At 70.7% G+C, this 12,039-nt stretch carries 14 protein-coding genes; 9 read left to right on the forward strand and 5 right to left on the reverse strand.

Annotated features, from left to right (window positions below):
- Nucleotides 1–115: 115 nt before the first annotated feature.
- Nucleotides 116–310 (reverse strand): DUF397 domain-containing protein, encoded by a 195-nt coding sequence (locus tag K6I33_RS07105; RefSeq protein WP_229348913.1) that lies wholly within the window; start codon nt 308–310, stop codon nt 116–118.
- A gap of 15 nt (nt 311–325) precedes the next feature.
- A complete protein-coding gene (locus K6I33_RS07110; protein WP_229348915.1) occupies nt 326–1,177 on the reverse strand; it encodes a helix-turn-helix transcriptional regulator in 852 nt (283 codons plus the stop codon).
- 249 nt (nt 1,178–1,426) lie between these two features.
- Between K6I33_RS07110 and K6I33_RS07115 the strand changes: the two genes are divergently transcribed.
- Together K6I33_RS07115 and K6I33_RS07120 are read left to right on the forward strand one after the other, a co-directional pair.
- Nucleotides 1,427–1,909 (forward strand): hypothetical protein, encoded by a 483-nt coding sequence (locus K6I33_RS07115; protein WP_229348917.1) that lies wholly within the window; start codon nt 1,427–1,429, stop codon nt 1,907–1,909.
- A 156-nt stretch (nt 1,910–2,065) separates the two neighbouring features.
- Nucleotides 2,066–2,572, forward strand: coding sequence for a YbjN domain-containing protein (locus K6I33_RS07120; protein ID WP_229348919.1), 507 nt, complete (start codon nt 2,066–2,068; stop codon nt 2,570–2,572).
- Between the two features lie 10 nt (nt 2,573–2,582).
- Here the strand turns inward: K6I33_RS07120 and K6I33_RS07125 are convergent, their stop codons facing one another.
- Complete coding sequence (locus K6I33_RS07125; protein ID WP_229348921.1) at nt 2,583–3,863, reverse strand: MFS transporter; 1,281 nt, start codon at nt 3,861–3,863, stop codon at nt 2,583–2,585.
- A 136-nt stretch (nt 3,864–3,999) separates the two neighbouring features.
- Here K6I33_RS07125 and K6I33_RS07130 point away from each other — a divergent pair, with 136 nt between their 5' ends.
- On the forward strand, nt 4,000–4,761 hold the full coding sequence (locus K6I33_RS07130) for a phosphoglyceromutase (RefSeq protein WP_126915459.1): 762 nt from the start codon (nt 4,000–4,002) through the stop codon (nt 4,759–4,761).
- 72 nt (nt 4,762–4,833) lie between these two features.
- On the forward strand, nt 4,834–5,331 hold the full coding sequence (locus tag K6I33_RS07135; protein WP_229348923.1) for a hypothetical protein: 498 nt from the start codon (nt 4,834–4,836) through the stop codon (nt 5,329–5,331).
- A gap of 333 nt (nt 5,332–5,664) precedes the next feature.
- Here the strand turns inward: K6I33_RS07135 and phoU are convergent, their stop codons facing one another.
- A complete protein-coding gene (gene phoU, locus K6I33_RS07140) occupies nt 5,665–6,357 on the reverse strand; it encodes a phosphate signaling complex protein PhoU (RefSeq protein WP_229348925.1) in 693 nt (230 codons plus the stop codon).
- Between the two features lie 196 nt (nt 6,358–6,553).
- Between phoU and K6I33_RS07145 the strand changes: the two genes are divergently transcribed.
- The gene (locus K6I33_RS07145; RefSeq protein ID WP_229348927.1) at nt 6,554–7,852 is read left to right on the forward strand and encodes a cell wall metabolism sensor histidine kinase WalK; all 1,299 of its coding nucleotides are present in this window, start codon (nt 6,554–6,556) and stop codon (nt 7,850–7,852) included.
- Nucleotides 7,853–7,916: 64 nt separating this feature from the next.
- A complete protein-coding gene (locus tag K6I33_RS07150; protein WP_015035162.1) occupies nt 7,917–8,597 on the forward strand; it encodes a response regulator transcription factor in 681 nt (226 codons plus the stop codon).
- An 89-nt stretch (nt 8,598–8,686) separates the two neighbouring features.
- Here the strand turns inward: K6I33_RS07150 and K6I33_RS07155 are convergent, their stop codons facing one another.
- Nucleotides 8,687–9,373, reverse strand: coding sequence for a DUF461 domain-containing protein (locus K6I33_RS07155; RefSeq protein WP_229348929.1), 687 nt, complete (start codon nt 9,371–9,373; stop codon nt 8,687–8,689).
- A gap of 582 nt (nt 9,374–9,955) precedes the next feature.
- On the opposite strand from K6I33_RS07155, the gene K6I33_RS07160 reads away from it, so the two are divergent.
- The 3 genes from K6I33_RS07160 to ispF all read left to right on the forward strand — a co-directional run bounded on the left by K6I33_RS07160 (nt 9,956) and on the right by ispF (nt 12,016).
- On the forward strand, nt 9,956–10,438 hold the full coding sequence (locus K6I33_RS07160; RefSeq protein WP_009716930.1) for a CarD family transcriptional regulator: 483 nt from the start codon (nt 9,956–9,958) through the stop codon (nt 10,436–10,438).
- Between the two features lie 302 nt (nt 10,439–10,740).
- Nucleotides 10,741–11,517, forward strand: a complete 777-nt coding sequence (gene ispD, locus K6I33_RS07165) for a 2-C-methyl-D-erythritol 4-phosphate cytidylyltransferase (RefSeq protein WP_229348930.1) — start codon at nt 10,741–10,743, stop codon at nt 11,515–11,517.
- Nucleotides 11,507–12,016, forward strand: a complete 510-nt coding sequence (ispF, locus tag K6I33_RS07170) for a 2-C-methyl-D-erythritol 2,4-cyclodiphosphate synthase (RefSeq protein ID WP_229348931.1) — start codon at nt 11,507–11,509, stop codon at nt 12,014–12,016. Before ispD ends, ispF begins: the two co-directional genes overlap by 11 nt.
- The last annotated feature ends 23 nt before the right edge of the window (nt 12,017–12,039 follow it).

A 12,039-nucleotide genomic window follows, 5' to 3' on the forward strand; every position in this document is an offset into this window, starting at 1 on the left:
ACGGGAAGCTAGTGCCGTACGGAGTGGGGATGCAAGCGTGCACCGGGGAACGCTTGCACCGGCATATGCCAAAAGCCTCTCACCTGCGGAGGTGGGAGGCTTTTGGTGGCGGAGTTCACTGGATCAGGCGATCGAGTCCACCGGCCTTGACGGCGAGGATGAGGCCTCGCAGTCCGGCGCGCGTCGTCTTGACGACCGCTTCAGGGGTGTCGCTCTCGCGGACCGCGATCGCACCGGACCGTTTCCCCAGTTCCACGCATTCATCCCTGTCCCCGGAGAAGGAGGACTTCTGCCATATGGTTTCCGACATCTCCATGCCTTGCCTTCACAGTTGTTTCGCGACGCTGCGGATGAAGTCCCTCGAATCCTTCGGCGGGAGGGATGTCTCCTTGGCGTGCCTCAAAATGCTGCGGTAATTTTCGAGGTGCGACTCGGTGTCGAGGAATAGCGAGCCGTGAGCGGTGTCGATCTGGATCGTGTCCAGCCGTGGCACTGATCCGGTCGCGTAGGTGCATGAGCTGTTGGCGCCGGGGAACGAGCCGTGCGAGAAAGGGATCACGCGAACGGTGACACCCTCGTAGGCGCTGACCTCGATCAGCCTGTCGAGCTGTCGCCGCTGCCCTTCCCTGCCCGGGTGGATCATCCTCAGTGCCGCTTCGTGGACCACGAACGTGCAAGGTGTCGCCGGGGCGCGTCGCGTGACGCACTTCCGGTTCATTCGGTGCGATACGCGGCGGTCCACCTCTATGGCGTTGAGCGGTGGAACCGCGTTGCGGAAGAGGCTCAACGCGTACTCCTCGGTCTGTAGCAGCCCCGGAATGTACACGAATTGCATGACCGTCAGGCTTGTCGCGTGATATTCCAGCTCGGCAAGGTCGAGCATGGTGGTAGTCAGGATTCCCCTGAACTGCTCCCACCAACCCTTATGCCTCTCCTCCGCCATTCTGACCAGGGCATCCACGTATTCGCCGTCCGGGCATCGGTAAATAGTGGCGAAAGTGTGGATTCGTTCAGAACTCACGCCGAGCCGACCGGCCTCGATGTTGCTGATGCGCGTGCGATCCGCGCCGATGAGGCGTCCTGCGTCGCCGGCGCTCAGGCCTGCTTGCTCGCGCATCTTGCGCAGCTCGGCACCCAGCCTCTGCTGCCGCGCAGTTGGCGCCGCTCTCGGTGGCATGCGGCTCCCTCCCTGGTGTGTGGGCACAGTCTTGCGCGCGATCTTCCGACGGGTCCAGCCGGTGCACGGGTTTCCCGGAATCGGTTGCAAGGGTTCATTCAGCGCCCCTATCGTCCTGAGCACACCGCACTCTCACGTCGGGAAGACCCGAAGTGCAGCCGCCTGCATGCCCGTTGGGGCACCCGGGGGGCGGCCGAGCCACGGACGGGCGTGAGGTGGGTGCGGCCCGCGACTGTTGGGAGAAACCCCATGCGTACAGCCACGCTCAGAAGCCCCGGCACCACCTGCGCTATTACCGCCGGAACCGAGGCCTACCGCTTCGTCACCCCCGCGACTCTGCCATCCGTCAGAGTCGCCCGCGACGTCGTACGGGCGGTGCTGGCGGCGACGGCGTCGCCCTTGTCCGCCACCCTGATCGAGGACGCGCGCCTATGCGTGTCCGATGCCGTGACGTACATGATCCCGCGCATCCTCGGTCCCCTCGCCGTCGAGATCACGCTGTTGCCGCCGCACCTCGTCGTCGCCGTGGGGACGGACAACCCGCACGGGGCGCCGGTCGAGTACGGGAGACGGCCGGACGACCACCCGCGCCTGACCCTGCTGCGCAGGCTCGGCGCCGCGTCCGGGGTGACGTGGACGTGGGGTGCGGGGCACGAGGTCGTCGGCAAGCGGGTCTGGTTCGAGCTCCACGACGCGGACGCGTGGCTTCCGGAGGCCGTGCCATGGCCGTAGTCATCGGCGTAGTCGTCCTCGTGGCAGCGGTTCTCTTCCTCGCCGCGCTGCTGTGGTGGTGGTTTTCGCCGGTACCCGGACAGGGGCGGCACGCCCGGCGACGGGCCCGGCACGCCCGCCCCGCCCCGCGCGCCGCGCGTCGCCTACGCTCGGCACATGTCCGACACCGACGCGAAGACCACCATCGAGCACGCGCTCCGCGACGCGGGCCTCGAATGGGAGAGCCCGGCCGGCTCCGACGGCACGTACGTCGTCAAGCTCCCCGGCACGCGCAAGCTGTCGACGACCGTCTCCCTGGTCGTCGGCAACCACTCGCTGTCCGTCAACGCCTTCGTCGTACGGTGCCCCGACGAGAACCACGCCGCCGTGCACCGCTGGCTCCTGGAGCGGAACACCAAGCTCTACGGGCTCGCCTACGCCGTCGACCGGCTGGGGGACGTCTACCTCGTCGGGCGGCTGCCGCTGGCGGCCGTGACGCCCGACGAGGTGGACCGCATCCTGGGGCAGGTCCTGGAGCACGCGGACGGCAGCTTCAACACGCTGCTGGAGATGGGGTTCGCCAGCGCGATCCGCAAGGAATACGCGTGGCGCACGGCGCGCGGCGAGTCGACCCGCAACCTCGACGCGTTCACCCGCCTGACGCGGGACGAGCCGAGGCCCTGACTCCCGAGCGTCAGGCCGACGCCTCCTCGGGCGCCGGGGCGGCGGCTGTCCCGGCGGCGGTCATCCCGGCATCGATGGAGCCCTCCGCAGGGAGATTCCGCATCAAGCCCCAGTACCCGGCGGCCGCGACCGTGCCCACGACCGCGCACCCCGCCCACAGCACCTCCGACCCGAACTCGTCGATCACGAACCCGCCCGCCAGCGGGGCGACCAGCGAGGCGAGGGACCAGGAGAGGGTGTAGACGCCCTGGTAGCGCCCCCGCCCCTGGGCGGGGGAGAGGCGGACCACGAGGCCCATCTGGGTCGGGGAGTTGATGATCTCCGCCAGGGTCCAGACGCAGATGGTCAGCGCGTACACGCCCAGCGAGCCCGCGAAGGCGGTGAGCCCGAAGCCGTACCCGGCCAGCAGGGCGGAGATCACGAGCAGTCGCTGGGGGTCGCGGTGCTCGATGAAGCGGGTCACGGGGATCTGGAGGGCGACGATCAGGACGCCGTTGACGGCGATGACCATGCCGTAGTCGGCGCTGGAGAAGCCGTCCTTGCCCATGGCCACGGGCAGGCCCACCGAGTGCTGCATAAAGATCAGGGCCATCAGGAAGGACAGCCCGACGACGCCCATGAAGCGGCGGTCGCGCAGCACCGTCCCCAGCCCGATCGCGGGCTCCCCGGCGGCCCCGTCCGCCCCGGGCGCGGCCGCGGGGCGGGTCTCGGGGAGCTTGAGGAAGACCAGGACGGCGCAGGCGAGCGTCAGGGCGGCCTCGCCGAGGAAGCCGATCAGATAGCTGTACTGGGCGATGACACCGGCGGCGAGCGAGGAGAACGCGAAGCCCAGGTTGATGGCCCAGTAGTTGAGCGCGAAGGCGCGGACGCGGTCCTCGGGGGCGACGATGTCGGCCAGCATCGCCTGGACGGCCGGGCGGGAGGCGTTGCTGGTCACGCCCACCAGGAAGGCGACGGCCGCGATGGCGGCGGGGTGCTGGACGAAGCCGAGCAGCGCCACGGTGGCGGCGGTGGACAGCTGGGCGATCAGCAGCGTGGGGCGGCGGCCGAGCCGGTCGGTCATCACGCCGGCGCCGAGGGAGGAGGCGACCTGGCCGAGCCCGTGCAGCGCGGCGACGAGACCGGCGAACGAGGCGGAGTAGCCCCGGTCGACGGTCAGATAGAGCGCCAGGAACGTGGCGACGAAGGCGCCCATCCGGTTGATCAGGGTCGATGCCCACAGCCACCAGAACGCCCGGGGCAGCCCCGAGACGCTCTGCCTCGCGGCCCGCCCGATACTCGCGACCGACATCCCGCGCCCCCCGAATGTAAGTGGTACTAAGTTCTCCGCACCTTACGGATTTGATCGTGTCCACGCCATTCAATTGACGGTCGGCGTCAATCGTCCGGGGCGCGGGGCGCTCACGCGGTCGATTACGCTCAAGGGCATGGCCGACGCACCGTACAAGCTGATCCTCCTCCGCCACGGCGAGAGCGAATGGAACGCGAAGAACCTGTTCACCGGCTGGGTGGACGTCAACCTCAACGAGAAGGGCGAGAAGGAGGCGGTCCGGGGCGGTGAGCTCCTGAAGGACGCCGGCCTGCTCCCGGACGTGGTCCACACGTCCCTCCAGAAGCGCGCGATCCGCACCGCGCAGCTCGCGCTGGAGGCCGCCGACCGCCACTGGATCCCCGTCCACCGCTCCTGGCGGCTGAACGAGCGCCACTACGGCGCCCTCCAGGGCAAGGACAAGGCCCAGACGCTGGCCGAGTTCGGCGAGGAGCAGTTCATGCTCTGGCGCCGTTCGTACGACACCCCGCCGCCGGCGCTCGAGGACGGCAGCGAGTTCTCGCAGAGCGACGACCCGCGCTACGCCTCGATCCCGAGCGAGCTGCGCCCGCGCACCGAGTGCCTCAAGGACGTCGTCACGCGCATGCTGCCGTACTGGTACGACGGCATCGTCCCGGACCTGCTCGCCGGCCGCACCGTCCTGGTCGCCGCGCACGGCAACTCGCTGCGCGCCCTGGTCAAGCACCTCGACGGCATCTCCGACGCCGACATCGCGGGCCTGAACATCCCGACCGGCATCCCGCTCGCCTACGAGCTCGACGCCGACTTCCGCCCGGTCGTCCCCGGCGGCACGTACCTCGACCCGGAGGCCGCCAAGGCCGCCATCGAGGCCGTGAAGAACCAGGGCAAGAAGAAGTAACCCTGTGGCTCAGGCCCCTGCCCGTACTTTCCCGGTGCGGCGGGGGCCTTTCCATTGCGCAAAGGGGGCGGCATGACCGATGACTTCCGGTTCGGCTGGGAACTGGGCGGCGCCGGCTGGGCGACGTGCCGTATCGCCGAGGGCTCGGCGGAGCACGTGGACGTCGTGGGCCACTGCACCGACGCTCTGGGCGACCTGCTGAGGGGCGTAGTAGGTCTCTACGGCTCCGACGCCGTCCAGCGGTTCTCCTTCGACCTCGAACCGGTCGAGGCACGGTGGGTTCTCCGCCGCCACGGATCCGGTGTCGACATCGCGATCCGCCATTTCCCCGACCTGTACGCGAGGAGGAGAGCCGCCGATGAGGAAGGCGAGCTCTCCTGGAGCTCGACGCAGCCGCGCCGCGTGCTCGGGCATGCCGTCCTGAACGCCGCGCAATCGGTTCTGCGCCTTCACGGGGAGCAGGGCTACCGCAAGAAGTGGCAGGGGCACCTGTTCCCGGCGGCCGAGCTGGCGGAACTCCGTCGGCTGCACCTGCGGGACGACAGGTGCGGTCGGCCGCACAACGCATAGCCGTGGACAGGACAGGGCCTCCGCCCGCAGCCCAGGGCTGCGGGCGGAGGCCCTTCTCCTACGTGTGAGTGACGTGTGTGAGTCGTCAGCTACAGCTGCCGCCGCACTGGCACGAGCCGCCGTTCTGGCAGCCGCACGAGCACCCGGGACCACACTGACAGCCGCTCATTCGGTCTCCTCCCTCGAAGGGGTGTCTGCCTCCCACCCAGTCAAGGACCGCCCGGAGCGAGCGTCAATGCTCACCACGTACGTATGTACGGACCAAGTGGGGGCGTACAGGCGCACGGAGGGGGCGCCAGGGCGTGCGGGGGAGCGGGACCGCTTCCGGGGGCGTCAGTCCGTTCCGGCCGTGCCCTGGGCGCCGCCGCCCTGGGCGGCGATCTCGTCCGCGTGCTCGCCGGTCACCAGGTAGACCACGCGCTTGGCCACCGACACCGCGTGGTCGGCGAAGCGCTCGTAGTAGCGGCCCAGCAGGGTCACGTCGACGGCCGTCTCGATGCCGTGCCGCCAGCGGTCGTCCATCAGGTGCTGGAAGAGCGTGCGGTGCAGCAGGTCCATGGCGTCGTCGTCCTGCTCCAGCTGGAGCGCCAGGTCCACGTCCTTGGTGATGATCACCTCGGCCGCCTTGGCCATCAGCCGCTGGGCGAGCTGGCCCATCTCCAGGACCGTCGAGTGGAGGTCGCGCGGGACCGCCGACTCCGGGAAGCGCAGCCGGGCCAGCTTGGCCACGTGCTGGGCGAGGTCGCCGGAGCGCTCCAGGTCCGCGCTCATGCGCAGCGAGGTGACGACGATCCGCAGGTCCGTGGCGACCGGCTGCTGCCGCGCCAGCAGGGCGATCGCCCGGGCCTCCAGGTCCCGCTGGAGGTCGTCGACCTTGGCGTCCGCCGCGATCACCGACTCCGCCAGCTTGAGGTCCGCGTCCAGGATCGCCGTGGTGGCGCGCCCGATCGCGGAGCCGACCAGCCGGGCCATCTCGACCAGGCCCTCGCCGATCGAATCCAGCTCCTCGTGGTACGCGTCCCGCATGTCCCGTCCTTCTCTCACCTCGGTGATGCCCGGCCGTCATTCCGGCCGTGACCTCTACGTTCCGGCCGGAACGTAGACGGCAGGCAGCCTCCGGAATGAACCGGTGCTGGCCTGAAGGTGAACTCTTGGCAACGGGTGTTCGAGGTGCCCCCCATTTGGCTGTGGCTGTGTCGGCGCACCCGCATAACCTTGACTCATGAACCTGGACGCGGCCGTCGCCGCAGCGGCGGCGATCGCCGGAGTGTGCACCGGCGTGATCGCCATGCTGGCGTTCCGCTGGAGCGAGCGCGACCAGGCCCGCCCCACCCGCAGCTCCCTGCACACCGACGCGGTGCTGCCGCCCGGTGTCGACACCGTCCTCTCCGTCCTGCGCTCCTCCGCCGTCGTCCTCGACGAGGCCGACGCCGTGGTCAAGGCCAGCTCCGCCGCCTACGCCCTCGGGCTGGTGCGCGGCGGGAAGCTCGCCGTCGAGCCCATGCTCCAGATGGCCCGCGACACCCGTCGGGACGGCGAGATACGCCAGGTCGAGCTCGACCTCCCCCGGCGCGGCACCGGGCGCGGCGACGCGCTCGCCGTGTCGGCCAGAGTCGCGCCGCTCGGCTCCCGGCTCGTGCTGCTGCTGGTCGAGGACCTCACCGAGGCCCGCCGCATCGAGGCCGTCCGCCGCGACTTCGTCGCCAACGTCAGCCATGAGCTCAAGACGCCCGTCGGCGCGCTCTCCCTGCTCTCCGAGGCCGTCATGGACGCCTCCGACGACCCCGAGGCGGTCACCCGCTTCGCCGGCCGGATGCAGATAGAGGCCACCCGGCTGACCAACCTGGTCCAGGAGCTCATCGACCTCTCCCGGGTGCAGTACGACGACCCGCTCGAGGACTCCGAGCCCGTCCGGGTCGACGAGCTCGTCGCCGAGGCCGTGGACCGCTGCCGCCAGAGCGCCGCCAGCAAGCAGATCACCATGGCCACCGGAGGCACCGCCGACCTCCACGTCTGGGGCAACCGCGGCCAGCTCGCCGCCGCCCTCGGCAACCTCGTGGAGAACGCGGTCAACTACAGCCCCGCCCGTACGCGCGTCGGCATCGCCGCCCGCCGCGTCGCCTCCCCGGGCGGCGACCTGATCGAGGTCGCCGTCACCGACCAGGGCATCGGCATCTCCGAGAAGGACCGCGAGCGCGTCTTCGAGCGCTTCTACCGCGTCGACCCTGCCCGCTCCCGCGCCACCGGCGGCACCGGCCTCGGCCTGTCCATCGTCAAGCACGTGGCCGCCTCGCACGGCGGCGAGGTCACCGTCTGGAGCGCCGAGGGCCAGGGCTCCACGTTCACGCTGCGCCTGCCCGAGGCGGGCGCGGCCCGTGACCGCGAGCGGGGCGGCAGGCAGCCGCGCATCGGCCAGGAGCCCGGACCCGAGCCGGTCCCGGACTCCGGCGACACCCCAGACGAGCCCGCCGGCGCGACCTTCGCCGGTGAGCACCTCCCGCTTCCGGGGGTCCGGCCGTGACCCCCGGCGCCACTCCCACTTCCCCCGCTCCGCACTTCCCAGAGAACCGACCGGAGGCCGCCTCGTGACCCGAGTGCTCGTCGTCGAGGACGAAGAATCCTTCAGCGACGCGTTGTCCTACATGCTCCGCAAGGAGGGCTTCGAGGTCGCGGTCGCGGCCACCGGGCCCGACGGACTGGACGAGTTCGAGCGCAACGGCGCCGACCTGGTCCTGCTCGACCTGATGCTGCCGGGCCTGCCCGGCACCGAGGTCTGCCGGCAGCTGCGCGGACGCTCCAATGTGCCCGTGATCATGGTGACCGCCAAGGACAGCGAGATCGACAAGGTCGTCGGCCTGGAAATAGGAGCCGACGACTACGTCACCAAGCCCTTCTCCTCCCGCGAGCTCGTCGCCCGCATCCGCGCCGTGCTCCGGCGCCGCGGCGAGCCCGAGGAGGTCACCCCCGCCGCGCTGGAGGCCGGCCCGGTCCGCATGGACGTCGACCGGCACGTCGTCACCGTCGCCGGCGGCAAGGTGGACCTGCCGCTGAAGGAGTTCGACCTCCTGGAGATGCTGCTGCGCAACGCCGGGCGCGTCCTGACCCGGATGCAGCTGATCGACCGCGTCTGGGGCGCGGACTACGTGGGCGACACCAAGACCCTCGACGTCCACGTCAAGCGCCTGCGCGCCAAGATCGAGCCGGACCCGGGCGCGCCGCGCTACCTGGTCACGGTGCGTGGGCTGGGCTACAAGTTCGAGCCGTAGACCGGACCCGGACCCGGCCCCACGGGCCGCGGGGTATGCGAAAGGGGCCCGGAAACCTCACGAGGCTTCCGGGCCCCCTTCGCGTGCCGTCAGTGGGCCGTGTGCTGCTGCTGGCCGCTCTGCTGGGTGGCCGGGGCGGTCGCGCCCGGCTTGGTGCCCGCCTGGTGGCCGGCGCCCTGCGGCTGGCCCTCGGCCGCGCCGGCCGGGGCCGAGGGGGAGCCGGCCGGGGCCGACGGGGTGCCGCTGGGCTGGGTGGCGGGGGCCTGGCTGGGGCCCCACTCCTTGAAGAAGCTCTTCGCCGGGACGACGAACGCGGCGATCTTCACCTCACCCGTCGAGCTGAAGTCGAAGGCCAGCCGCTGGGTCGCGCCGTCCTTCAGGCCCTCGCGCCCCTTCGGCAGCACCGCCGAGGGGTTGTCCTTGCCGCCCAGGACGATCGAGCCGCCCGCCGGCACGACGACCGGGCCGGAGCCCTTCGCCGGGGACAGGTTCACGGGCACGTTCAGGCCCGCGAGCTTGATCGAGCGCAGCTCCTGGTCCTTGCGGCCGTTGTTGAAGACCTTGCCCGTGATGACCGCCGGGCCACCGGCCTTGAGGTCCTCCTGGGTGATCACATTGACGTTCTGGAGCTTGATGTCGCCGACCGAGGTGGCGGCGTTGTCCGGCTTGACCTCCAGCGTCTGCGCCTTGTTGCCCGCGGCGCAGGCGGAGAGCGAGGCGATCGAGACCACGAGGGCGGAAGCGGCGAGAGCGCCGCGTCGAAGGCTGCTGCTCACGGCGGCGGCATCTCCTTGGACGAGGGTCACGTACGAGGTACGTACGGGATAAGGGTCTGTGTCAGCGGGCTTAGGTTACCGAGCCGTCCTACGGCGCCCGCACCCGACCCGCCCCCATGGTCAACTCGGCGCCGCGGCGGCCCCACGGCCGAATATCGGCCACGGCCGGAAGATCGGCCGCCGTGGAACGCCCGGCCGGGTGACGCGAGGGAATATCGGCAATGAATGCGAGAGGTCCCGGGAAGGCCCTTCCGGAATTGATCACATCGAACTTGATCAATTCCGGAAGGGAAGTGCGGAACGGCTCCGCGCCCCGAACGGAGTACCGGAAGTCGGCCGACCGGAGCCCGGCAAACCGGGACGTTCGGCCGCTCGCGGGGCCTGTCCGACAGGTGTAACGTGCGCGTTTCGCCTGACCCGGACAACCGCTCCGACCTGCGAATACCTGCTTCCGGAAGGGCTCCGCAGCACGTTCCGGTTGCTGTTGTCAAGCCCCGAGATATGCCCTGACCTGCGGAAACGCCATTCAGAACGGGCAGTTCCCGTGTTAGACTGGATAGCCACGGAAGGGGTACCTGTCACATGACGTTCAAGGTTGGCGACACCGTGGTCTATCCCCATCACGGGGCCGCGCTGATCGAGGCCATCGAAACTCGCCAGATCAAAGGCGTGGACAAGACCTACTTGGTGCTGAAGGTCGCCCAGGGTGACCTGACGGTTCGGGTGCCGGCGGACAATGCCGAGTTCGTCGGCGTTCGCGATGTGGTCGGCCAGGACGGGCTTGACCGGGTCTTCGAGGTGCTCCGCGCACCGTACGCCGAAGAGCCGACGAACTGGTCCCGTCGCTACAAGGCAAATCTCGAGAAGCTCGCGTCCGGCGACGTGATCAAGGTCGCCGAGGTCGTTCGCGACCTGTGGCGGCGTGAGCGTGAGCGCGGTCTTTCCGCAGGTGAGAAGCGCATGCTCGCCAAGGCGCGGCAGATCCTGGTGAGCGAGCTCGCCCTCGCGGAGAGCACCAACGAGGACAAGGCCGAGGCCCTGCTCGACGAGGTTCTCGCGTCCTGACGTACAGCACAGGTGCCGGCGGCTGTGCCCCGCAACTGGATTCATAGAAGTGCCGCGGTGCCCGCGTGATGACCAGAGTCATCCGGCGGGCGCTGCGGCGTCTTCGGCTCTGGAGCTTGTGACAGACACGGCTTGTGACAGACAGCTTGTGAAAGCTTGTGCTACGCATCGCGCGCTTGGCGTGCCGGGCCCGGGCAGCCGGCCCGACCAGTCGTCACGGAAGGGGCTGGTCGGGGCATCGTGCCCGGCACGCTGAGGCCATACCCAATTCGGCCGAGGAAGCAAACCTGAACGCCAACCCAATGTCTGATCGAGGCAACTCGCAGACCATTTCGCGTACCGCCGCCGTCATTCCCGCCGCGGGCCGCGGCGTCCGGCTCGGGCCGGGTGCCCCCAAGGCCCTGCGGGCCCTGAGCGGCACCCCCATGCTGGTCCACGCGGTACGGGCCATGGCGGCCTCCCGCGCGGTCTCGCTCGTCGTCGTGGTCGCCCCGCCGGACGGCGCCGCCGAGGTCCGCAACCTCCTCGACGCCCATCCGCTGGCCGACCGCGACAGCACCCGCACCGACGTCGTGGTCGTCCCCGGCGGCGAGACCCGCCAGGAGTCCGTCCGGCTGGGCCTCGCGGCCCTGCCCGCCGACGTCACCGCCGTCCTCGTCCATGACGCCGCCCGCCCGCTGGTGCCCGTCGACACCGTCGACGCCGTCGCCGCCGCCGTGCGTGAGGGCGCGCCCGCCGTGGTGCCGGCGCTGCCGCTCGCGGACACCGTCAAGCAGGTCGAGCCGCGTACCGGCGAGCGCGCCGGCGAGCCGGAGCCCGTGGTGGGCACGCCCGAACGGGCGCTGCTGCGGGCCGTGCAGACGCCGCAGGGCTTCGCCCGGGCGACGCTCGTCGAGGCGCACGAGAAGGTCGCCGTGGAGGGCGAGGGCGCCACGGACGACGCCGGCCTGGTCGAGCGGCTCGGCGTACCGGTCGTGGTCGTGCCCGGCCACGAGGAGGCGTTCAAGGTGACCCGGCCGCTGGACCTCGTCCTGGCCGAGGCCGTACTCGCCCGCAGGAGGGCCAACGATGGCTTCTGAGACCCCTGAGGTCCCCGCCCGCCCGGTGCTGCCGCTCGTCGGCGTCGGCACGGACGTCCACGCCTTCGAGGAGGGCCGCGAGCTGTGGTGCGCGGGCCTGCTGTGGGAGGGCGCGAGCCACGGCCTCGCGGGCCACTCCGACGGCGACGTCGCCGCCCACGCGGCGTGCGACGCCCTGTTCTCCGCCGCCGGGCTCGGCGACCTCGGCGCCCACTTCGGCACGGACCGGCCCGAGTGGTCGGGCGCGTCCGGCGTCACCCTCCTGACGGAGGCGGCCCGGATCGTCCGCGCGGCGGGCTTCGGGATCGGCAACGTCGCCATCCAGGTCATCGGCGTACGGCCGAAGATCGGCAAGCGGCGGGAAGAGGCGCAGGCGGCCCTGTCGGCCGCGGTGGGCGCCCCCGTGTCGGTCTCCGGGACGACCACGGACGGCCTGGGCCTGACGGGCCGGGCGGAGGGTCTGGCGGCCATCGCGACGGCGCTGGTGTACCGCGTCTGACCGGGGGGCCGGGGGCTGAGCCT

It is taken from the genome of Streptomyces sp. UNOB3_S3 (assembly GCF_020740895.1).
Lineage (GTDB): Bacteria > Actinomycetota > Actinomycetes > Streptomycetales > Streptomycetaceae > Streptomyces.

Coding starts and splice junctions, on each gene's coding strand:
- K6I33_RS07105 (WP_229348913.1), bottom strand. CDS start 310: ATGTCGGAAACCATATGGCAGAAGTCCTCCTTCTCCGGGGACAGGGAT.
- K6I33_RS07110 (WP_229348915.1), bottom strand. CDS start 1,177: ATGCCACCGAGAGCGGCGCCAACTGCGCGGCAGCAGAGGCTGGGTGCC.
- K6I33_RS07115 (WP_229348917.1), top strand. CDS start 1,427: ATGCGTACAGCCACGCTCAGAAGCCCCGGCACCACCTGCGCTATTACC.
- K6I33_RS07120 (WP_229348919.1), top strand. CDS start 2,066: ATGTCCGACACCGACGCGAAGACCACCATCGAGCACGCGCTCCGCGAC.
- K6I33_RS07125 (WP_229348921.1), bottom strand. CDS start 3,863: ATGTCGGTCGCGAGTATCGGGCGGGCCGCGAGGCAGAGCGTCTCGGGG.
- K6I33_RS07130 (WP_126915459.1), top strand. CDS start 4,000: ATGGCCGACGCACCGTACAAGCTGATCCTCCTCCGCCACGGCGAGAGC.
- K6I33_RS07135 (WP_229348923.1), top strand. CDS start 4,834: ATGACCGATGACTTCCGGTTCGGCTGGGAACTGGGCGGCGCCGGCTGG.
- phoU (WP_229348925.1), bottom strand. CDS start 6,357: ATGCGGGACGCGTACCACGAGGAGCTGGATTCGATCGGCGAGGGCCTG.
- K6I33_RS07145 (WP_229348927.1), top strand. CDS start 6,554: ATGAACCTGGACGCGGCCGTCGCCGCAGCGGCGGCGATCGCCGGAGTG.
- K6I33_RS07160 (WP_009716930.1), top strand. CDS start 9,956: ATGACGTTCAAGGTTGGCGACACCGTGGTCTATCCCCATCACGGGGCC.
- ispD (WP_229348930.1), top strand. CDS start 10,741: ATGTCTGATCGAGGCAACTCGCAGACCATTTCGCGTACCGCCGCCGTC.
- ispF (WP_229348931.1), top strand. CDS start 11,507: ATGGCTTCTGAGACCCCTGAGGTCCCCGCCCGCCCGGTGCTGCCGCTC.